This window comes from Nocardiopsis chromatogenes YIM 90109 (assembly GCF_000341185.1).
GTDB lineage: Bacteria > Actinomycetota > Actinomycetes > Streptosporangiales > Streptosporangiaceae > Nocardiopsis_A > Nocardiopsis_A chromatogenes.
In genome coordinates, this window is record NZ_ANBH01000239.1 from 1 (window position 1) to 19612 (window position 19612).

Sequence of the window (19612 nt, forward strand, 5' to 3'; positions counted from 1 at the left end):
TCGCCTTCGTGATCGTCCGCCACCAGCTCATGGAGTCGCTCGACCTGAGCCTGAAGCGGGAGGCGGTCCGGGTGGAGCGCCAGGTCGGCGACGCCGAGTGGCTGGGGTCGGGGGAGTGCGTCTACCTGACCGCCCCGAGCTGTGTGCAGCTCATCGGCCCCGACGGCACGGTCGACCCGCCGCAGGCCGACGACACCCCGTGGGTGCCCCGGCGCGCGTTCGCCGTGGCGCGCGGGGAGTCGGGGCCGTTCTTCACCGAGTCGGGGATCGGGGACATCCCCGTCCGGGGGTACGTGGCGCCGCTCGGGGACGGGCGCGCGGTGCAGGTGTCGGTGCGCGCCGACGGGGTGCGCGCGTCGGTGCGCGAGACGGGGGTGCGGCTGGCGGCGGCGGGGGCGGCCGGTGTCGCGCTGGCGGCGGCGCTCGGGTACGCGGTGGCGCGCACGGGGCTGCGCCCGGTGGAGCGGCTGACCCGGACCGCGGAGACGATCGCCGCCACCCGGGACCCGCGGCACCGCATCGACCTGGAGGGCGGCGACGAGCTGGCCCGGTTGGCGGGCAGCTTCAACGCGATGCTCGCCGAGCTGGAGGCGTCGGCGGCGGCGCAGCGCAGGCTGGTCGCGGACGCCTCGCATGAGCTGCGGACGCCGTTGACCGGGCTGCGCACCAACGTCGACCTGCTGGCGCGCGACCTGCCGCCGGACCGCCGCGACCGGGTGGTGCGGGCCCTGCGGGCGCAGTCCACGGAGATGACGGGCCTGGTGAACGACTTGATCGAGCTGGCCCGGGGGGAGCGTGGGGAGCGCGCGCCGGAGTCGGTGAGGCTGGACGAGGTGGTGCGGCACTGCGTCCGGGCCCAGCGGAGGGACCGGCCGCGGGCGCGGTTCGGTACCGATCTCGAACCGGTCCTGGTGGAGGCGGTGCCCGACCGTATCACCCGCGCGGTGGGGAATTTGCTGGACAACGCGGCGAAGTTCGCCCCGGAGGGGGAGCCGGTCGAGGTGGGCCTCCGGCGCACGGGCGCCGGCGGCGCCGAACTGACCGTCCGCGACCACGGCCCGGGCATCCCGGAGGAGGACCTGCCGTACGTGTTCGACCGCTTCTACCGGGCCCCGTCGGCGAGGGCCCTGCCGGGCTCGGGCCTGGGCCTGGCCATCGTCGCCCAGGTCGCCGAGGCCTCCGGGGCGGAGGCGACCGCCGAACGCCCGGAAGGCGGCGGGACCCTGATGCGGCTGACCTTCCCGAGAGCGACGCCCCCGCCGCCGTCGCCGCCCCCACCCGCCGCCCCCGAAGGGGCCTGATGCCGGTGCCCACGACCGCAGCGACGCAGCACCCCCGACGCCGAACGGCAGCACGTTGAAGGGGCGTCTCCGTCCCCCATCCCCACCCCCAGTGCAGGGGGCGAGCGGCATCCCCGCCGCCCGGCGCAAGGGTCCCGATGATCTGACGTGCGCGCCCCGGGGCACACGGCGGTGACGGTCGCGCGCACTCCTCCGGAGACCGGCCCGGGAGGGGAGGAGTCGTCCCCGCTCATGGGCCCCGGCCGGGCGCCGGGCCGCCGGGGTGTGAGGGAGGAAGCGGCAACGACGAAAGCGGGCGGCCCCTCCGGTAGCGCTGACGGTCGCACGGAGTGTGCGTGGTCGCTGTTGATGGCGGCGACGGGGTGAGCGGGGCGGTTCCCCGGCCCTGCTTGCCGTCCGGCGGGTTCCTCACGGTCCGGGCGGGCGGCGCGGCCGGAAGGGCGGGTGACCGCCCGCGCGCCCGCCACCCGACGACGCTGCCGGAAGGGGCGCCGACCTGCCTCGTCGCCGCCTTCTTCCCGGCACCGGGCCGACCCGCCGCCTGGCAAGCAGCCCTGAGCGGGGCACCTGCCTGCTCTGTCGTCGCCGAACCACGGTGACTACCCGCACGCCTGTCGCCCGACTTTGCGCGGCTGGGGGCGCCGCCTTCGTCGTCGCCGGTGCTCTTCCTTGCGTCTCGGCGGTCTGCCGCCCGGCCGGGGCCCGTGAGCGGGGCACCTGCTGTGCCGTGGCCGCCGAACCGCGGCGGCCGTTCCGTCACCCCAGGACGATGGCGCCTGCCAGGACCGGGACGCCGAAGGTCACGGGGCCCGTGCCGGTCGCGTCGGCCTTGCCGCCCTGGCAGCTCGTGCCCTTGAACAGGGCGAACCTGGTCGCCTTCTCCGTCTCGACCGACACCACCCCGCCCTGCTCGGCGTCCAGGCGGCGGCAGCCGCCGCCCTCCACCTCCTGGCGGTGGCCGGACTCGAACACCACCACCGCGCTGCCCGGGCCGCCCCGTGTCCCGGCCTTCGCACCGGCGATGGTGGCGGACATGGTGGCGAGGTTCGCGGAGCGGATCGGCACGGCGGTCCCTTCGGGGCGGCGGGGGTGATGGCCACTTGCTGCGATTATCGGTTGCCCTGAGTGCCCAGTCGCACTTCATGGGAGGTGTGTCGTCCGATCGGGTGAAGTGCCGGGAACTCCGCGCGTCCGCTTTACGTCGGAGGGGGCGTAACGTCGGAAGGAAACGTGACCACCGGCGGCGCTGAGAGGAGGGAGCGCGGGCATGGCCTTCATCTATGCGCTGTTCACCGCGCTCCTCCTCGGTCCGGCCGGGTGGACCGCCGACGGCGCCCCCGTCGCCGACGGGGCGGCCCCGGCGCTCGGCGCGTTCGCGCTGCTCGCCGTCGTCACCGTGAGCACCGCCCTGGTCTGCGCCGTCGTGCGCGGGCTCGCCGCCTGGATCCTCCCCGACTCCGGCGAGGCGCGCCGCGGCTCCATGCGGCGCCGCTCCGACGCCGCCCCCGTCCCCCCGCAGCGCGACCCCGACGCCGCGGGCAAGCCCCGTCCGAGGGCTCCCGGCGCGGCCCCCGCGGCCGCCTGACCGCCGCCCCCCGTGGCGGTCCGCGGCCGCGTCCGGCGACCACCAGCCGACCCGCCGCCAAGGGGTTCCCATGTACACGTTCGGACCGATCGCGGCCGCAGTCGCCGCGGCCTCCACCGCGTTCTCCGCCATCACCGCCCTGCTCGCCCCCCTGTTCGGGGGCGCCGCGGCCGCCGCCGCGGTCATCGCCCTGACCGTCCTCGTCCGCCTGGCCGTGCTGCCGCTGTCCCGCGCCCAGGTGCGGGCCGAGAAGCAGCGCGCCCGCCTGGCCCCGCGCATCCGGGAGCTGCAGCGCAAGCACGGCGAGAACCCGCAGCGCCTGGCCGAGGAGCAGCAGCGGATCTACGCCGAGGAGGGCACTTCGCCGCTGGCCGGGTGCCTGCCGATGCTCGCCCAGACCCCGGTGTTCCTCGTCCTCTACGGCCTGTTCATCAGCCCCGAGGTCTCCGGCGGTCCCAACGGCCTGCTGGAGCACACCCTCGGCCCGGTGCCGCTGGGCTCCACCCTCACCGACGCTTTGGCCGCCGGGCCCGGGGCGGCGGCGGTCTTCGCCGTGCTCATCGCCGCGGTCGCGGCCGCCGCGTGGGCCTCGCGCAGGTGGCTGGCCCTGCCCGCGATGCGGCAGAACGGGCCAGGGGTGGACGGCGCGGGGCAGGGCGGCGCCCCCGCGCTCCCCGGCATGGGGCTGATGACCTACCTGCCGTTCATGACGGTCGCCGCGGCGGCGGTGGTCCCGCTGGCCGCCGGGCTCTACCTGGCGACCAGCACGGCGTGGGCGGTGGGGGAGCGCCTGCTGCTCAGGCGCCTGGTCACGGCCTGAGGGCCGGGGCCCCGCCGCTCCGGGCGGGGCGGGACCGTGCACCGCCCGGAGCAGGCCAGGTCACAGCTTAACGTTCACGCAGGCCAGACGGTCCCCGGCAGAGCCCGCCTCGCCTTCGCCGGTCCTGGTGTGCTCGTCGTGGATCACCAGGGACTTCATCTCCCCGGATCGCGGCGCCCAGTCCACGTCCGCGTCGGAGTCGGCGTTGCCGTCGGAGTCGGTGGTGAAGTCCAGCCACACCTCGTTGTCGTCATTGGCGTACCGCGGGTCGGTCGAGGGCTGTTCGGGGTCCTTCTCGTCCTGGTAGTGCGGCCCGGAGTCGTCGGGCTCCTCCCCGCAGGCCCCGGTGTGCATGTGCGCCCCGTAGCCGCGGTCGGGCATCAGCCCGACGACGCGGAGCGAGAACTCGGTGCCGTCGGCGCCGCCCCCGTCGCCGTCCTCCCGGTCGTCGGCGTCCTCGCCCGTCCCCTCGGAGGAGACCGCCAGCTCCACCCGCGACCCCGCCGGGACCGCGTCCTCGTCGTAGGTCACCGCGGACGCCCCGTCGGAGTAGGGCTCGAACTCCTCGTCCACGTCGGCCAGGTTCGCTTGTGCGCTCTCCGTGCCGTCGCCCCCCTCCTGCGTGGGGGAGGGCGACGACTCCCCTCCGGCGCCGTAGCCGCCCCCGCGTCCGCCGTCGTCTCCGCCCCCGCCGTCGTCGCAGCCCGCCGCGAGCAGCGGGAGTAGCGCGAGACCGGCGATCGTCCGGGTCAGATGCCGCGTCACGTCCATGTCGTCCACCCCTGGAAGAACCGAGTCGCTGTCGCCGATGGTAGCTACCCTGAGTGCGGCTCGTGACACGCTTAGTGCCGGTCGGGGTGGTGTTCCGCGGGCTATCCGGGATCGGAGGCGTGCTCCACCCCGGCGTGGGCCCCGGGGGCGGGGAACGGGGTCCGGAAGGTGAACGCCTCGGGCCCCGGGCCGTTCGCCGTCAGTCGTTCGAGTCGCTCGCCGGCCTCGGACAGGGTCGGGAGCGTCCCCGAGGGTAGCCACCACAGGACGAGGGAGGGGCGCCCCAGAGGGCGGAACCACTCGCGGCGCCGTCGCAGGTAGTCGAGGTGGCCGCTGTTGCCGTAGGTGTAGGCGCGCAGCGACTCCACGTCCTCCCAGACCGACATGTTGACGAGCAGGTCCGGGCCGAAGGGGCGGCTGGCGCTGGCGTCGTTGGCCCCTTCGTCGGTGTAGCGCCAGACGAACCCGGGGGAGGTGTCGGCGAGGGCGTTGATCGGGTCCAGGGCGGCGGCGAAATCCGCCATCGAGGGGTCGTCCAGCGGGGCCTTGAGGAGGGCGATGTTCAGCTGGGCGAGGTGGTGGTCGCTCATGGGTGACAGCACAGCACGGCCGCCGTTTCTATGTCAATCATTTTTGTTTTTAGAGATGGCGACACAGCACCCCTCCGGCGACGGGGCCGTCCGCGCGGTGAACCCGCCCCACCTTTCGACCATCCCGCGCATCAGCTCCAGGTTCATACCGCACGTGACCGGGGGGAACTCGGCGGCGAGCGTCTGGAAGGGGCAGTTGTGCAGCCGGACCTCGCCGCCGGGGGCGCCGTCCTCCGGGGGCGCGGCCGGCTCGTAACCGCACCGGGCGAGCGCTCCGGCCAGCTCCCCGAGCGTCGCGGGAACCGCCGTTCCGGTCTCCCGGGCGGCCGCGTCAGCGCGCCGCCGCCCCTCCTCCCGCGCGACCGCGTACAGCGCCTCCTCCGCCCCCGCCCGCTCGACCGCCTCCGCGAGCAGCCGCGCCGCCGACGCGTAGTCGCGCGGCGGCAGGTGCAGGCTCACCTCCCGGTCGGAGCGGCGGTACACCTTCGCCGGGCGCCCCGCCCCCGGCCCCCGCCGCCCGGTCAGCCGCCGCCGCTCCACCTCCAGCAGTCCGGCCTCGGCCAGCCGGTCCAGGTGGAAGGCGGCCAGGTTGCGGGTGAGGCCCAGGGCCTCGGCGGCGTCGGCCCGCCCGGCCTCGCCCTGCTCGCACACGTACCGGTAGAGGCGGCGGCGTACCGTGTCGGCCAGGGCCCCCGCCGCGCCGATCGCCTGGTCGCCGTAGGCATCGTCGGCCGTCCGTCGCGCGCGGCCCTCCGCAGAGTCCTCCATCATCCCCCCATTGTGCGGCGCACCGCGTCGTCGGCGAGGGCGCGGCCCGCCTCTCCGTACAGGTGGTGCACCTCGTCGGCGCCGCGCGCACGCAGCTCGCCGATCTCCTCGGCGTGCGAGACCACCCCCGCCACCACGGGGCGGTGCCCGACGGCGTCCAGGCTCTCCAGCGCGGCGAGGTTGCCCCGCTGGTGGGGCATGGCCAGGATGACGAGCCCGACCTCCTCGGACAGGGAGAGCCGGTCCCAGAAGTCGGAGTCGGTGGCGTCGCCCTCCACGACCCGATAGCCCTCTTCGCGCAGCCGCTGCACGGTGGCCGGGTCGTGTTCGACGCCGACCGCCGCGACCCCGTGCGCCTCGCGCAGCCGGTCGTAGGCACCGCGCCCGACCCGGCCCATGCCCAGCACGACCGCCCTCGCCCCGGACAGGTCGATGGGCCGGTCGCCCGGCACGAGGACGGTCCGCTCCCACCGCCGCAGCCGCGGCGCGACGGCGCGGTAGACCCTCTCCCCGTGCATGTTCAGCGGGGCCGAGACCAGGAAGCTCAGCGCCACGGTCAGCGCCAGTGCCGCCAGCCAGTCCTCCGACAGCCAGCCCTGTGGCACCGCCGATGCCACCACCACCAGCCCGAACTCCGAGTAGGTGCCCAGCGCCGCACCGGCCAGCAGGGAGGTGCGCCCGCGCAGCCGGAAGAACAGGAACAGCGCGGTGAACAGCGCCCCCTTGAGGGGCAGCAGGAGCAGCAGCGCGACCGCCAGGACGACCGTCTCCCAGGCGGGCATCCCGGTCAGCCCGATGCTCAGGAAGAACCCGACGAGGAAGAGCTCCTTGAGCGAGAACAGCGTCTTGGCCAGGGCCGGGGCGTTGGCGGCCGGTGCCAGCAGCACGCCCAGGAGCAGCGCCCCCAGGTCGCCCTTGACCCCCACCAGGTCGAACAGGGCGTACCCGAGCACCAGCGCCGCCACCACCCCGAACAGCGCCTGCATCTCGCCGTGGCCGATCCGGTCCAGCAGCCGCCGCAGCAGCGGGGCGGCGGGGACCAGGAGCGGCAGCAGCAGCGCCCACGGGCCGGGCCGGGTGTCGGTGGCGGCGGTGATGAAGACGACCGCGAAGACGTCCTGCATGACCAGCACGCTGATGGCCAGGCGGCCGTAGAGCGACCCCATCTCGCTGCGGTCCTGCAGCACCTTCACCGCGAACACGGTGCTGGAGAACGACAGGGCGAACCCGAGGAGCAGCGGGCCGCTCCCGACCGTGTCCTGGAGCAGCGACATCCCGGTCAGCCTGAGCGCCCCGAGGGCGAGCGCGCCCAGCAGGACCGAGAGCGCCATGTGCAGGGCCGCCGTCCCCCACACCTCGTGCTTGAGCAGGCTGCGCACGTCCAGCTTCAGGCCGATCGTGAACAGCAGCAGTGTCACGCCCAGGTCGGCGATGGCCTCCAGCTCCGGCGTCGGCCCGTAGCCCAGTGCGCTGAGTACGAACCCGGCGGCGAGGAACCCGACGAGCGGGGGCAGCCGCACGGCCGTGGCGGCGAGGCCCCCGGCGAAGGCGGCGCCGATGAACGCGGCTTCCATGTTCCCCCTTCGTGCCGGGCACCGACCGCCGTGGGCGGCGCCCGGGGCCGTTCCCCGCCCGTGCGGCCGGGCCGCAGTCGAGCGGGACGGAGCGGTGTCCCACAGCGGATGAGTGTTAAGAGAGCGTATGGAATCTCGTACGTCCCGTATACCGCTCATGGTCGCGAATGTAGAATCCGCCCCTTTTTTTGCCGCTGACTGGGAGAGGTGAAAGAGCGGCGTACCGCACCGGCGCACGGCGCCCCGGGAGGCCTCCGGCGGGCGCGTACGATTCGGAGCGCCTATGAGAACGATCAGCCGCGATGGCGAGCACGAACTCGACATCAAGAAGTCCCGGTTCCTCTGCGCGATGGCGCGCGTCGGCTCGGAGGACGAGGCGCGCGCCTTCATCGCCGAGCGGCGCAAGGCCCACTGGAGCGCCAACCACAACTGCAGCGCCTACGTCCTCGGCGAGGACGGCGGCGTGCAGCGCTCCAGCGACGACGGCGAACCCTCCGGCACCGCCGGGGTGCCCATGCTGGAGGTGCTGCGCCACCGCGGGGTGACCGACACGGTCGCGGTGGTCACCCGCTACTTCGGCGGCGTCAAGCTGGGTGCGGGCGGCCTGATCCGGGCCTACGGCGGCGCCGTGTCCGCCACCCTCGACACCTTGGGCCTGCTGGAGCGCCGCACCCTCCTCGTGGTCGCGGTGGTGGCCGACTACCTGCAGGCCGGTCGGCTGGAGAGCGAGCTGCGCTCTTCCCCCTACACGGTGCGGTCCGTGGAGTACGGCGCCGATGTGCGCATCGACGTGGCGCTGCGCGAGGAGGAGCTGGACGGCTTCCGCGCCTGGCTGGCCGAGGCCACCGCAGGGCAGGCGGTCTGCGAGGTCCAGGGCAGCACCGTGGTGGAGGTCCCTCCGGAAACCGGAACGGAATAGGGGGCGTGTCCGCCGCGCGCCCGGCGTTCTAGGATTCGGTCTACGGAACGTCGTCCTAGGGAGTGGGCAATGCGCACCACGCGGCGGGCCCCGCGGGCGGCCACCGCGGGCGCTGCGCTCTTCGCGGGGGCCGTGCTCCTGGGGAGCGCCGCGTGCACCCCGGACGAGCCCGACCCGCCGGACGCCACGCCCAGCCCCCTGCCCACCTCCTTCGAGGGCGATCGGCCCCCGGGCGTCGAGGGCGACCCGGTGCGCCACATGCACGGCCCCGGCGCCGACGGCCCCGACATCCTCGACGACGACATGGGCGTGCGCATCCAGGCCCTCGGCGACGCCTTCCTGATCAGCTCCAACAGCGAAGAGCGCCACCTGCTCCAGCGCGCTTCGGACGGCGAGACCCTCTGGCAGGGGGAGCAGCGGGTGGACGGCTTCACCCGCACCGCCGACGGCGGCCCCGCGCTCCGGCTGACCGGCGAGGGCGGCGCGAGCGTGGTCGACGACGAAGGCGAGACCGTCTGGGAGGGCGGCGGCCGCGACGTGTGGGTGCCCGGCTTCTCGGTCCGCCGCCCAGAGGAGTGGTCGCCCGACGACCCCTACGGCGCGTTCGCGGTGAGCGGCCCCGGCGGCGGCGATCCCCTGTGGGAGTACACGTTCGAGGCGCCGGACGACGCGGGCGACGCGGACGGCGGAGCGGGAGAAGGAGAAGAAGGAGAAGAGGACACCGGGGGAGACGGCGGGGACGAGGGAACCGGCTCCACGGGCCCCGCCGCCCCCGAGCGGATGGGCGTGCCCGTCGCCGCCGACGACGGCATCCTCCTCCTGTACGACGGCGCCGGGCTGCTCCAGGCCCGCGACCCCGAGGACCCCGACGAGCCCCTGTGGAGCGTGAGCGGGGACGACTCCGAGCTCCTCGGCGACGGCGCGGTCCCCCGCCCGGCCCCGCAGGTCGTCGGCCACTACCCGCTGCCCGCCCCCGAGGACGGCCCGTCCGAAGGCGGCGCATCGGACGAGGACGGGGCGTCCCCGTCCCCGGATCCGGGGACGGCCGACGGCGGTTCCGGAGACGATGCCGACACCGACGCCGACACCGACGCCGACGACGGCTCCAGCGATCCGGACGGCTCCGGTGCCCCGGACCCGGACGGCTCCGAGGAGGCCGTGCGCGGGGTCCTCGTCCGCTGGACCCGCCCCGAAGAGCCCTCCCTGCTCTCCATGCACGACCTGCACACCGGCGAGGTCGTGTGGACCTTCCAGGAACCCGGCACCAACCCCGCCGACCCCGACTTCGCCCCCGACCCGCTCGCCGGGGCGGTGCTCGACCCCGGGACCGGCACCCTCGTGCTCCCGCAGGCCGGCGGCCGGACCCCGATGGTCGCGCTCGACACGGCCACCGGCGAGCTCCTCTGGGAGTTCGAGGGGGAGGACGAGCGCGCCCTGTCCGTCGCCTTCGCGGCGGGCGGGTTCGTGTACGCGGACGCGCGCGGTGCCGACGACGCCGGGAACACCCAGGTCGTCCTGGAGGCGCGCTCCAAGGACGAGGCCGCCGAAGGGCTCGACTCCTCCGTCGAAGCGGTCGGCGCCGCCGGGTACGCGGTCGTCGTGCACGACCGGCAGCGCTTCGTCTTCGCTCCGCCGGACGCGCCGGACGGGGAGTGACCCGCGCGGCGCGGCCCCGCGGTCCGGACCGTCCCGATTCGCCCCGCCGCGCCGGAGTGCCGAGCTGCGAGGACTGAACCCGCGCTCATCGGGCACGTGGTTCCCGACACATTTCACGCCCCCCGCTTCTGCGACACCCGCTCTGTCAGCCGCGGAAGCCCGTTCTATAGCATCTCGGAGTATGGACATGCCGGACAGTCAGACGGGCGGCGACCCGGTCCCGGGATCCGCGTTCCCGCACGCCTCGCGTGAGCAATGGCGGTCGCTCGTGGCCGGGGTGCTGAAGAAGAGCGGTGTCGAGGTCGGCTCGGAGGCCTCCGAGCCCGAGGCGATGCTGGCCTCGGCCACCTACGACGGCATCACCCTCAGCCCCCTCTACACCCCCGAGGACGGCCTCGACTCCGGCTTCCCCGGCCTCGCCCCCTTCACCCGGGGCGGCCGCCCCGAGGGCGCCGTCGCCTCCGGCTGGGAGGTCCGCCAGCTGCACACCGACCCGGACCCCGCGCGGACCCGCGGTGCCGTGCTCGCCGACCTGGAGAACGGGGTCGGCGCCCTGTGGCTGCGGGTCGGCGACGGCGGACTGCCCCCCTCCGGCCTGCGCGAGGCCCTCACCGACGTGTACCTGGACATGGCCCCGGTCCACCTGGAGCCCGGCGCCGACCACCGCGCCGCCGCCGACGCCCTCCTCGGCGTGTGGGCCGACACGGGTGCCGCCTCCGGCGCCACCGGCGGCCTGGGCATCGATCCGCTGGGCGCGCGGATGCGCGGGCAGGACGCCGACCTCGCCGACGCGGCCGCCACCGCCCGGGAGCACGCCGAGGGCCACCCCCGGCTGCTGCTCATGGCGGCCGACGCCACCCCGGTGCACGACGCGGGCGGCTCCGAGGCCCAAGAGCTGGGCACCGCCATGGCCGTCGGCGCCGCCTACCTGCGCGCCCTCACCGAGGCCGGGATGGGGCTGGCCGACGCGGCCGGGCGGATCGAGTTCCGCCTCGCCGCCTCCGCCGACCAGTTCCTCACCATCGCCAAACTGCGCGCCGCGCGCGCCATGTGGGCGCGGGTGTGCGAGGCCTGCGGCCTGCCCGAGGAGCACCGGTCGATGCGGCTGCACGCGGTCACCTCGGCGGCGATGATGACCCGCCGCGACCCGTACGTGAACATGCTCCGCACCACCCTGGCCTGCTTCGGCGCCGGGGTCGGCGGCGCCGACGCGGTCACCGTGCGCCCCTTCGACTCCGCCCTGGGCCTGCCCGACGGGTTCGCCCGGCGCATCGCCCGCAACACCCAGACCCTGCTGGTGGAGGAGGCCGACCTGGCGCGGGTCATCGACCCGGCCGGGGGGTCGTTCTTCGTCGAGCGGCTCACCGCCGACCTCTACGCCCAGGGGTGGGCCTTCTTCCAGGAGCTGGAGGCCGCCGGGGGGCTGCCCCGGGCGCTGGGCTCCGGGCTGCTGCGGGACCGGGTCGACGAGGTGTGGGAGCGCCGCCGCGACGCCGTGGCCCACCGCACCGACCCCGTCACCGGCGTCAGCGAGTTCCCGCTGCTCTCCGAGGAGCTGCTGGAGCGCGAACCGGTCCTGGCGCCGCGCGCCGATGAGGCCGAGCGGTCGGTGCTGCCCGCCCGCCGCTACGCCGAGGAGTTCGAGGAGCTGCGGGACGCCGCCGACGCGCACCGGGACGCCACCGGCGCCCGCCCCGCGGTCTTCCTGGCCACCCTGGGCCCGGTGGCCGCGCACACCGCCCGCGCCGCGTTCGCCGCCAACCTGCTGCAGGCCGGCGGTATCGAGCCGGTGGGCGGCGGCACGACCGGCGGCCCGGCCGAGGCGGCCGAGGCCTTCACCGCGGCCGGGGCCGAGGTGGCCTGCCTGTGCGCCAGCGACGCACTCTACGACGAGCACGCCGCCGAGGCGGTCGAGGCCCTGCGCCGGGCCGGGGCCCGGCGGGTGCTGCTGGCCGGGACGCCGGACGGGGAGCACCGGGCCGCCGGTGCGGACGGCTTCCTCCACGCCGGGGCCGACGCCCTGGGCCTGCTCAAGGAACTGCACGAGACGCTAGGGGTGGGGCGATGAGCACAGGTGCGGGTGGCGGCCGGGAGGCCATCCCCGACTTCAGCACGGTCCCGCCGGGCGGCACCGCCCCGGCGGCGGGGGCGCACGGCCCGGAGGACTGGCGGGCGGCGCTGGCCGAGGCGACCGGCAAGGGCCCGGACGCGTTCGTGTGGGAGACCCCCGAGGGCATCGGGGTGCGGCCGCTGTACACGCCCGCCGACACCGAGGGGCTGGACTTCGTGTCCGGCTACCCGGGGATCGCCCCCTACCTGCGCGGCCCCTACCCCACCATGTACGTCAACCAGCCGTGGACGGTGCGGCAGTACGCGGGGTTCTCCACCGCCGAGGAGTCCAACGCCTTCTACCGGCGCAACCTGGCCGCCGGGCAGAAGGGATTGTCGGTCGCCTTCGACCTGGCCACCCACCGCGGCTACGACTCCGACCACCCGCGCGTGGCCGGGGACGTGGGCATGGCCGGGGTGGCGATCGACTCCATCTACGACATGCGCCAGCTCTTCGACGGCATCCCGCTGGACCGGATGAGCGTGTCGATGACCATGAACGGCGCGGTGCTGCCGGTGATGGCGCTGTACATCGTCGCCGCCGAGGAGCAGGGGGTGCCGCCGGAAAAGCTGGCGGGGACCATCCAGAACGACATCCTCAAAGAGTTCATGGTCCGCAACACCTACATCTACCCGCCCGCGCCCTCGATGCGGATCATCTCCGACATCTTCGCCTACACCTCGAACCGGATGCCCCGGTTCAACTCCATCTCCATCTCCGGCTACCACATGCAGGAGGCGGGGGCCACCGCCGACCTGGAGCTGGCCTACACCCTGGCCGACGGGGCGGAGTACATCCGCGCCGGGCGGGGCGCCGGGCTGGAGGTGGACGCGTTCGCGCCCCGGCTGTCGTTCTTCTGGGCCATCGGCATGAACTTCTTCATGGAGGTGGCCAAGCTGCGCGCGGCCCGTCTGCTCTGGGCCGACCTGGTGCACGGGTTCGGTGCGCAGAACCCCAAGTCGCTGTCGCTGCGCACGCACTCGCAGACCTCGGGCTGGTCCCTCACCGCCCAGGACGTGTTCAACAACGTGGTGCGCACCTGCGTGGAGGCGATGGCCGCCACCCAGGGGCACACCCAGTCGCTGCACACCAACGCTCTGGACGAGGCGCTGGCGCTGCCCACCGACTTCTCCGCGCGCATCGCCCGCAACACCCAGCTCGTGCTGCAGCAGGAGTCGGGCACCACCCGCAGCATCGACCCGTGGGGCGGCAGCCACTACGTCGAGCGCCTCACCGCCGACCTGGCGCGCCGCGCCCGCGCGCACATCCGGGAGGTGGAGGAGGCCGGGGGCATGGCCGCCGCCATCGACGCCGGGATCCCCAAGATGCGCATCGAGGAGGCGGCCGCCCGCACCCAGGCGCGCATCGACTCGGGCCGCCAGCCGGTCGTCGGAGTCAACAAGTACCTGCCGGACACCGCCGACGAGATCGAGGTCCTCAAGGTCGACAACAGCCGGGTGCGGGCCGAGCAGCTGGAGAAGCTGCGGCGGCTGCGCGAGGAGCGCGACGAGGACGCGACCCGCGCCGCCCTGGAGCGGCTGACCGAGGCGGCGGCCAAGGACTCGGGCGGGGAGGACCTGGAGAACAACCTGCTCGCGGCGGCGGTGGACGCGGCGCGGGCCAAGGCGACCGTGGGGGAGATCTCCGACGCGATGGAGCGGGTGTTCGGGCGCCACTCCGGGCAGATCCGCACCATCCAGGGCGTCTACCGGGAGGAGGCGTCGTCGGCGAAGGGGGCCGCTGAGGCGATGGAGACCGTCGCGGACAAGGTGGCGGCGTTCGAGGAGCAGGAGGGGCGCCGCCCCCGCATCCTCGTCGCCAAGATGGGCCAGGACGGCCACGACCGGGGGCAGAAGGTGATCGCCACCGCCTTCGCCGACCTGGGCTTCGACGTGGACGTGGGGCCGCTGTTCCAGACCCCCGAGGAGGTGGCCGCCCAGGCAGCCGAGGCCGACGTGCACGTGGTCGGGGTGTCGTCCCTGGCGGCCGGGCACCTGACGCTGGTCCCGGCGCTGCGCGAGGCGCTGGCCCGGCACGGGCGGGAGGACATCATGGTCGTCGTCGGCGGGGTGATCCCCCCGGCCGACCACGCCGCGCTCGCCGAGATGGGCGCCGCCGCCGTCTTCGGGCCCGGGACCGTGATCGCCGAGGCGGCGGGGGGACTGCTCGACCGGCTCGCCGCCGAGCTGGGGCACGTGTGAGCGGGCGCCGGATCGACGTCGGCGCGCTGGCCGAGGGCGTCCTCGCGGGGCACCGGCCCACCCTGGCGCGGGCGATCACCCTGGTGGAGTCGCGGCGGCCGGACCACGCCGAGCGCGCCCAAGAGCTGCTCGTGCGGCTGCTCCCGCACGGCGGGAAGGCGCACCGGGTGGGCATCACCGGGGTGCCCGGTGTCGGCAAGTCGACCTTCATCGACGCGCTCGGCACCGCGCTGACCGGGCGCGGCCACCGGGTGGCGGTGCTGGCGGTGGACCCCTCCTCCACCCGCACCGGGGGCAGCATCCTGGGCGACAAGACCCGGATGGCCCGGCTGGCGGTGGACCCGAACGCGTTCGTGCGGCCCTCGCCCACCGCCGGGACGCTGGGCGGGGTGGCCCGCGCCACCCGGGAGACGATGGTGCTCATGGAGGCCGCCGGGTTCGACGTGGTGCTGGTGGAGACGGTGGGGGTGGGCCAGTCGGAGGTGGCGGTCGCCGGGATGGTCGACTGCTTCTGCCTGCTGACCCTGGCCCGCACCGGCGACCAGCTCCAGGGCATCAAGAAGGGCGTGCTGGAGCTGGTCGACGTGGTGGCGGTGAACAAGGCCGACGGCCCGCACGCCGACGACGCCCGCAGGGCCGCCCGCGAGCTGGGGCGGGCGCTGCGGCTGCTGCGGCCGGTGCGCGAGGTGTGGCGGCCGCGGGTGCTCACCTGCAGCGGGGCCACCGGCGACGGCCTGGACGAGGTGTGGCAGGCGGTGCTGGACCAGCGCGCCGCCCTGGAGGGGTCCGGGGAGTTCGCCGAGCAGCGCAGCCGCCAGCAGGTGGAGTGGATGTGGTCACAGGTGCGCGACCGGCTCATGGACCGCCTGGTGCACGACCCCGGGGTCGCGGCGGAGGTGCCGGGGCTGGAGGAGGCGGTGCGCTCGGGGGAGCGGACCGCGACCCAGGCCGCCGAGCGCATCCTGGAGCGGTTCTCCCGCGCCTCCGGCGGTGCGCCGGACGGCGGAGAATGACGCAGGCCACAGCGCACACGGGGTTCACCGGTCCGTGCGCGGACGAAAATAACTTCCGAATCGGCATTCCCGTCGGGCCGATCGGCTAATACCGTGGGTGGTCAGGGATGCGCGCGCGACCGGCGAGGGGAGCCGGGCGCCCACCCGGCGTGACGGGCGGGCGGCCTCGGCCGCGCGGTCGGGCGGTATGGGGACCCCTCACCATCAGTGGGGCTGGGAGGAGTGAACGTGCACAGGCTTGGGCTCGGCACCCGGGTCGAGAACCACACCGTGATCGTCACGGTGGAGGGCGATCTCGACATCGCGACGGCCGGGGATCTCCAGGAGCATGTGACGGAGGCCGTGGGCGAGCACGGCCCGTGGCTGATCCTGGATCTGAGTGCGCTGGAGTTCATGGACTCCAGCGGGCTGAACGCCGTCATCCACATCTACCGCGCGGTCAAGGAGCGGGGCGGCAGCCTCGCGCTCGCCGCGCCCAACGACCGTGTGACCAAGGTGGTCCGGCTGGTCGGGCTGCACCGGCAGGTCCCGGTGCACCGCACCGTGCCGGTGGCCGTGAGCGCCATGAAGGCCCTGGAGGCCAAGCAGGCCGGCTGACCCCCGATCGAGGCACGTCCCGTGGCCCTGTCCTGGAACCACAACGCGCACTACCACGGCCTGCTACTGGACCGGGTCCCCCGTCCGTGCGCCCGCGCCCTCGACGTGGGCTGCGGGGACGGGCGTTTCGCGCGCCTGCTGGCCGGGCGGGCCGGACAGGTCGACGCGATCGACCCGGACCCGCGGATGGTGGACGCCGCCCGCCGCCGGACCCCCGCCCGGCTGGACGTGCGCTTCACCAAGGCGGCGCTCGGCGAGATCGACCTCGAACCCGGCGCCTACGGGTTCGTGTCGGCGATCTCCTCCCTGCACCACCTTCCGGCCGCCGAGTTCGGCGACGCGCTGCGCCGCCTGGAGGCGGCGCTGGCGCCCGGCGGCGTGCTCGCGGTGCTGGGCCTGTACCGGGAGGAGACCGCGAACGACCGGGCCGCGTCGGGCGCCGCGCTGCTGCCGCAGTGGGCGATGGGCGGAGCGCTGGCCGCAGGGCGCGCGCTGACCGGGGTGCCCGACCCGGCCGAGCCCGGGATGCCGGTCGCCGAACCGGAGATGGGCCTGCGCCGTATCGCCGCCGAGGCGGGCGCGGTCCTGCCGGGCGTCCGGGTGCGGCGGCTGCTGTTCTGGCGGTACTGCCTGTTCTACACACGGCCCTGACCGCCCGACCGCCGCACGCGCGTCGGCAGCCCCCGTCGCCGCGCTCCGCCGGCCCCGGCCGTGCCTGGGCCCTGACGGGACGCTCCGGCGATAGTGTCGCCGCATGGCCACACCCGACTTCATCCTTCGGCTGCGCAAGCACGTCGGCCACGAGAAACTGTTCCTCACCGGTGTGACGGGGGTCGTCATCGGCGACGGCACCGTCGGCGACGAGGGCGCGGTGCTGCTGCACCGGCGGGCCGACGATGGGGCCTGGTCGCCGCCGGGCGGGATCCTGGAGCCGGGTGAGCAGCCCGCCGAGGCCCTGGTCCGCGAGGTGGAGGAGGAGACGGGCATCGTCGCGGTCCCCGAGCGGGTGGCGAGCGTGGTCACCGGGGACCCGTTCACCTACGCCAACGGGGACGTGGTGCAGATCGTCGACGTCGCCTTCCGGTGCCGCCCCGTGGGCGGGCGGATCCGGCTGGACGAGGACGAGTCGCTGGAGGTGGCGTGGTTCCCGATGGACGGCCTGCCGCCCATGGCCGACCGCGTCCTCGACCGCGTCCTCCGCGCCCACGAGAACGGCCATGCCTGGTTCGTCCCGGCTAAGGGGAGCGGGCAGGAGGGGCCGACCTGATGGCCCCCTGAGAGGGCGTGCACCGGGTCGGCCGTGTGTGCCTTTGTCGCCGAGGACCGGCTCAGAGCGGGACGATGTGGACCCGGCCTTCGCACAGGCGGCGCATGTCGTCCGGATCGGAGGTGAGAAGGGCGACCGGCCCCGGCTGACGCAGGGCGACCTCCGCGACGGTGGAGTCGATCGCGTGCTTGTGGCCGTGAAGCCTCACCTTCTTCAAGAGCTGCGCAGCTGCCTTGGCAGCGCGTTCCGTCACAGGCTCGATCTTCATCCGCGACAGAGCCCACTCGAGCCTGGGGAGCCTGATCCGCTCATGGGTAACTTCCACAATGGTGTTGGCGCTGATGACGATCTCGCTCCCGGTATCGTTCAGCTCCTTCAGCATCGCCGTGATCTTCCGGTCGCCGTCCACCCAGCCGGACAGGCCCTGTGAATCCAGCACAGCGGTCTCATAGGGTCGGGTCACGCCGCTTCCTTGTCCGACTTGTCGGCGAACGCTGCATACAGCCGTTCGCGGGCCTCTTCGAGCTCTTCTTCGGTGAACTCTCCGTGCTCCTCCTCGTACCGCCGCAGGTCCTCGGCGAGGAGTTGGTGTCGGATCTTTCTGGATACCGCTTCTGCTACGTATCCGGAGATGTTGTCGGTCACTCGGCGCAGCTCCTCGACCTGGTCGGTCGGGAGCGTCACCGTGATGCGCGTGGTGTCGGCCATGCTTCGAGCATACTCCGGTATGTGCGTCGTGTCCGGGGAATCGCAGGATTCGTGCCCACTCGGCCGGGACAGGCCCGGCCCGGTACCGGAGCACCGGGCCGGACCCCCGCGCGGGCCGGGCGGCCTCGGCCGCGTGTCACTCGGCCGGGACGGTCTCCCGGACCTTGCCGCGCATGATCGCCCAGTGCAGGACGGCGCCCAGGGCGGCGCCCAGGATCCAGGCGAAGCCGGACAGGAACTCCAGGGCGGGCAGCCACACGGCGGCGATGGAGAACACCGACGCCGCGCCGAACACCGCCATCGCCCGCAGGTTCCACCCGCCGGTGTAGTAGTAGGGGCCGTCCGTCGCCGAGGAGTACAGGGCCTTCAGGTCGAGGCGCTGCCGCCGGATCAGGTAGTAGTCGGCCACGATGATCCCGAACAGCGGCGCCAGCACCGCCCCCAGGGTGTCCACGAACGCGGCGATGCCGATGCCCTCGATGAACGCCACCCACAGGCCGCCGATCACGAAGCCCACCGCCGCGGTGATCAGGCCGCCGGTGAAGGCGTTGATCTTCTTCGGCGCCAGGTTGGCCAGCGCGTACACCGGCGGGATGAAGTTGGCGACCAGGTTGATGCCCACCGTGGCCACGAAGAAGGTCAGCGCCGCCACCACGGTGAGCGCGGTGTTGTCCACCTGCTCCACGATGTCCGAGGGATTGGTCAGCGCCTCCCCGTACAGCACCCCGGTACCGGCGGGGGTGACCCGCGCCCGGAAAGAGAAANTGCCCAGCGCCAGGAACGAGAACACGGCCAGGCTGACCGGCAGCCCCAGCAGGTTGCCCAGCTTCATCGACCGCTCCGAGCGGACGAACCGCGAGAAGTCGCCGTAGTTCACCACGACCGCCGCGAAGTAGGCCACCATCGTGCCCACGACCGCGAAGAACGCGCTCACGCCGCCGTTCGCCTCGGTCGCCTGGGCCCCGGAGCCGGAGAACACGGTGCCGATCTCGGCGAGCAGCCCGCCCCCGGCGCGCCACCAGATCACCCCCATCAGGGCGATCATCACCACGTAGACCGCCGGGCCCGCCCAGTTCAGGAAGGTGCCGATCCACCGCATGCCGCGCACGAACAGGCCGAGCTGGAACACCGCGACGATGGCGTAGGACAGCCAGCCCACCGCCGACATCCCCAGGAACGTCGCCTCCGGGCCGGGGCCGAACAGGGCGGTGATCATCAGCGCCATCGCCGTGGAGGCGAAGTAGGTCTGGGCGCCGTACCAGAACACCGCGGTGATCGCCCGCAGCATCGTCGGGAACTGGGTGCCGTAGACCCCCAGGGAGGCGCGGGCCACCACCGCGTAGGGGATGCCGTGCCGGACGCTGGGGCGGCCGACCAGGTTGCACAGGAACATGATGATGACACCGGCGAGCATGATGCCGCCGAACACCGCCCACCCGTTCAGCCCGTAGGACACGAACAGGGTGGCGGCGAGGGTGTAGCCGAACAGGCTCTGGATGTCGTTCGACCACACGTTGAAGATCTCGAAGGTGCCCCAGGTGCGCTTCTTCTCCGGGACCGGTGCGATGTCGTCGTTGTACAGCGCCGGGTCGGCGCCGGGGACGGCCGGGTCCGCGGCGGCTGTCGGGTCGGTGGCGGCCGCTGGGGCCGTCGTCGTCGGGTCGGTCATGACGGGTCCTCGGATACGGGCGGGCTCGGAGACGGACGAGCGGTATGGACGGGACGGGGGAGG

General features: G+C 74.2%; 19 protein-coding genes. 11 read left to right on the forward strand and 8 right to left on the reverse strand.

The annotated features are described in order from the left end of the window. The coding region (locus D476_RS34130) for a HAMP domain-containing sensor histidine kinase (RefSeq protein ID WP_017626081.1) at positions 1-1301 on the forward strand (1301 nt) is incomplete at its 5' end. 756 nt (positions 1302-2057) lie between these two features. Here the strand turns inward: D476_RS34130 and D476_RS0122010 are convergent. Next, positions 2058-2366 (reverse strand): hypothetical protein, encoded by a 309-nt coding sequence (locus D476_RS0122010; protein ID WP_017626082.1) that lies wholly within the window; start codon positions 2364-2366, stop codon positions 2058-2060. Positions 2367-2568: 202 nt separating this feature from the next. On the opposite strand from D476_RS0122010, the gene D476_RS0122015 reads away from it, so the two are divergent. Both D476_RS0122015 and D476_RS0122020 read left to right on the forward strand, forming a co-directional pair. Next, positions 2569-2886, forward strand: coding sequence for a DUF6412 domain-containing protein (locus D476_RS0122015; protein WP_017626083.1), 318 nt, complete (start codon positions 2569-2571; stop codon positions 2884-2886). Between the two features lie 70 nt (positions 2887-2956). After that, positions 2957-3706 (forward strand): YidC/Oxa1 family membrane protein insertase, encoded by a 750-nt coding sequence (locus D476_RS0122020; RefSeq protein WP_017626084.1) that lies wholly within the window; start codon positions 2957-2959, stop codon positions 3704-3706. A gap of 60 nt (positions 3707-3766) precedes the next feature. On the opposite strand, the gene D476_RS0122025 is transcribed toward D476_RS0122020, so the two are convergent. The 4 genes from D476_RS0122025 to D476_RS0122040 form a co-directional block, all read right to left on the reverse strand. Next, entirely contained in the window at positions 3767-4477 is a 711-nt protein-coding gene (locus D476_RS0122025; RefSeq protein ID WP_020380483.1) for a superoxide dismutase family protein, read from the reverse strand. 101 nt (positions 4478-4578) lie between these two features. Continuing rightward, entirely contained in the window at positions 4579-5067 is a 489-nt protein-coding gene (locus D476_RS0122030) for a DUF3291 domain-containing protein (RefSeq protein ID WP_020380484.1), read from the reverse strand. Positions 5068-5100: 33 nt separating this feature from the next. After that, positions 5101-5838, reverse strand: a complete 738-nt coding sequence (locus tag D476_RS0122035; protein ID WP_040726822.1) for a helix-turn-helix transcriptional regulator — start codon at positions 5836-5838, stop codon at positions 5101-5103. After that, complete coding sequence (locus tag D476_RS0122040; RefSeq protein ID WP_017626088.1) at positions 5835-7409, reverse strand: cation:proton antiporter family protein; 1575 nt, start codon at positions 7407-7409, stop codon at positions 5835-5837. The genes D476_RS0122035 and D476_RS0122040 overlap by 4 nt, the downstream gene beginning before the upstream one ends. 283 nt (positions 7410-7692) lie before the next feature. On the opposite strand from D476_RS0122040, the gene D476_RS0122045 reads away from it, so the two are divergent. From D476_RS0122045 to D476_RS0122080, 8 genes are all read left to right on the forward strand, one after another. Beyond that, positions 7693-8328 carry a YigZ family protein gene (locus D476_RS0122045; RefSeq protein ID WP_017626089.1) on the forward strand — a complete coding sequence of 212 codons (636 nt, stop codon included), beginning with the start codon at positions 7693-7695 and terminating at the stop codon, positions 8326-8328. 69 nt (positions 8329-8397) lie between these two features. After that, a complete protein-coding gene (locus D476_RS34135; protein WP_040726824.1) occupies positions 8398-9984 on the forward strand; it encodes a PQQ-binding-like beta-propeller repeat protein in 1587 nt (528 codons plus the stop codon). Positions 9985-10165: 181 nt separating this feature from the next. After that, positions 10166-12052, forward strand: a complete 1887-nt coding sequence (locus D476_RS0122055; RefSeq protein ID WP_017626090.1) for a methylmalonyl-CoA mutase subunit beta — start codon at positions 10166-10168, stop codon at positions 12050-12052. Beyond that, positions 12049-14295 (forward strand): methylmalonyl-CoA mutase, encoded by a 2247-nt coding sequence (scpA, locus tag D476_RS0122060; RefSeq protein ID WP_017626091.1) that lies wholly within the window; start codon positions 12049-12051, stop codon positions 14293-14295. The genes D476_RS0122055 and scpA overlap by 4 nt, the downstream gene beginning before the upstream one ends. Then, on the forward strand, positions 14292-15308 hold the full coding sequence (meaB, locus tag D476_RS0122065) for a methylmalonyl Co-A mutase-associated GTPase MeaB (protein ID WP_017626092.1): 1017 nt from the start codon (positions 14292-14294) through the stop codon (positions 15306-15308). The genes scpA and meaB overlap by 4 nt, the downstream gene beginning before the upstream one ends. Positions 15309-15536: 228 nt before the next feature. Further along, positions 15537-15905: an STAS domain-containing protein gene (locus tag D476_RS0122070; protein WP_017626093.1), complete on the forward strand. Its 369-nt coding sequence runs from the start codon at positions 15537-15539 to the stop codon at positions 15903-15905. A 21-nt stretch (positions 15906-15926) separates the two neighbouring features. Beyond that, positions 15927-16556 carry a class I SAM-dependent methyltransferase gene (locus D476_RS0122075; RefSeq protein WP_017626094.1) on the forward strand — a complete coding sequence of 210 codons (630 nt, stop codon included), beginning with the start codon at positions 15927-15929 and terminating at the stop codon, positions 16554-16556. Positions 16557-16659: 103 nt separating this feature from the next. Further along, on the forward strand, positions 16660-17172 hold the full coding sequence (locus D476_RS0122080; RefSeq protein WP_017626095.1) for an NUDIX hydrolase: 513 nt from the start codon (positions 16660-16662) through the stop codon (positions 17170-17172). A 61-nt stretch (positions 17173-17233) separates the two neighbouring features. Here the strand turns inward: D476_RS0122080 and D476_RS0122085 are convergent, their stop codons facing one another. The 3 genes from D476_RS0122085 to D476_RS0122095 all read right to left on the reverse strand — a co-directional run bounded on the left by D476_RS0122085 (position 17234) and on the right by D476_RS0122095 (position 19549). Continuing rightward, positions 17234-17635, reverse strand: coding sequence for a PIN domain-containing protein (locus D476_RS0122085; protein ID WP_017626096.1), 402 nt, complete (start codon positions 17633-17635; stop codon positions 17234-17236). Beyond that, positions 17632-17880: a type II toxin-antitoxin system CcdA family antitoxin gene (locus D476_RS0122090; RefSeq protein ID WP_017626097.1), complete on the reverse strand. Its 249-nt coding sequence runs from the start codon at positions 17878-17880 to the stop codon at positions 17632-17634. Before D476_RS0122090 ends, D476_RS0122085 begins: the two co-directional genes overlap by 4 nt. 136 nt (positions 17881-18016) lie before the next feature. Beyond that, a complete protein-coding gene (locus D476_RS0122095; protein WP_017626098.1) occupies positions 18017-19549 on the reverse strand; it encodes an NCS1 family nucleobase:cation symporter-1 in 1533 nt (510 codons plus the stop codon). Positions 19550-19612 lie beyond the last annotated feature (63 nt).

Coding starts and splice junctions, on each gene's coding strand:
- D476_RS0122015 (WP_017626083.1), top strand. CDS start 2,569: ATGGCCTTCATCTATGCGCTGTTCACCGCGCTCCTCCTCGGTCCGGCC.
- D476_RS0122020 (WP_017626084.1), top strand. CDS start 2,957: ATGTACACGTTCGGACCGATCGCGGCCGCAGTCGCCGCGGCCTCCACC.
- D476_RS0122025 (WP_020380483.1), bottom strand. CDS start 4,477: ATGGACGTGACGCGGCATCTGACCCGGACGATCGCCGGTCTCGCGCTA.
- D476_RS0122030 (WP_020380484.1), bottom strand. CDS start 5,067: ATGAGCGACCACCACCTCGCCCAGCTGAACATCGCCCTCCTCAAGGCC.
- D476_RS0122035 (WP_040726822.1), bottom strand. CDS start 5,838: ATGATGGAGGACTCTGCGGAGGGCCGCGCGCGACGGACGGCCGACGAT.
- D476_RS0122040 (WP_017626088.1), bottom strand. CDS start 7,409: ATGGAAGCCGCGTTCATCGGCGCCGCCTTCGCCGGGGGCCTCGCCGCC.
- D476_RS0122045 (WP_017626089.1), top strand. CDS start 7,693: ATGAGAACGATCAGCCGCGATGGCGAGCACGAACTCGACATCAAGAAG.
- D476_RS34135 (WP_040726824.1), top strand. CDS start 8,398: ATGCGCACCACGCGGCGGGCCCCGCGGGCGGCCACCGCGGGCGCTGCG.
- D476_RS0122055 (WP_017626090.1), top strand. CDS start 10,166: ATGGACATGCCGGACAGTCAGACGGGCGGCGACCCGGTCCCGGGATCC.
- scpA (WP_017626091.1), top strand. CDS start 12,049: ATGAGCACAGGTGCGGGTGGCGGCCGGGAGGCCATCCCCGACTTCAGC.
- D476_RS0122080 (WP_017626095.1), top strand. CDS start 16,660: ATGGCCACACCCGACTTCATCCTTCGGCTGCGCAAGCACGTCGGCCAC.
- D476_RS0122090 (WP_017626097.1), bottom strand. CDS start 17,880: ATGGCCGACACCACGCGCATCACGGTGACGCTCCCGACCGACCAGGTC.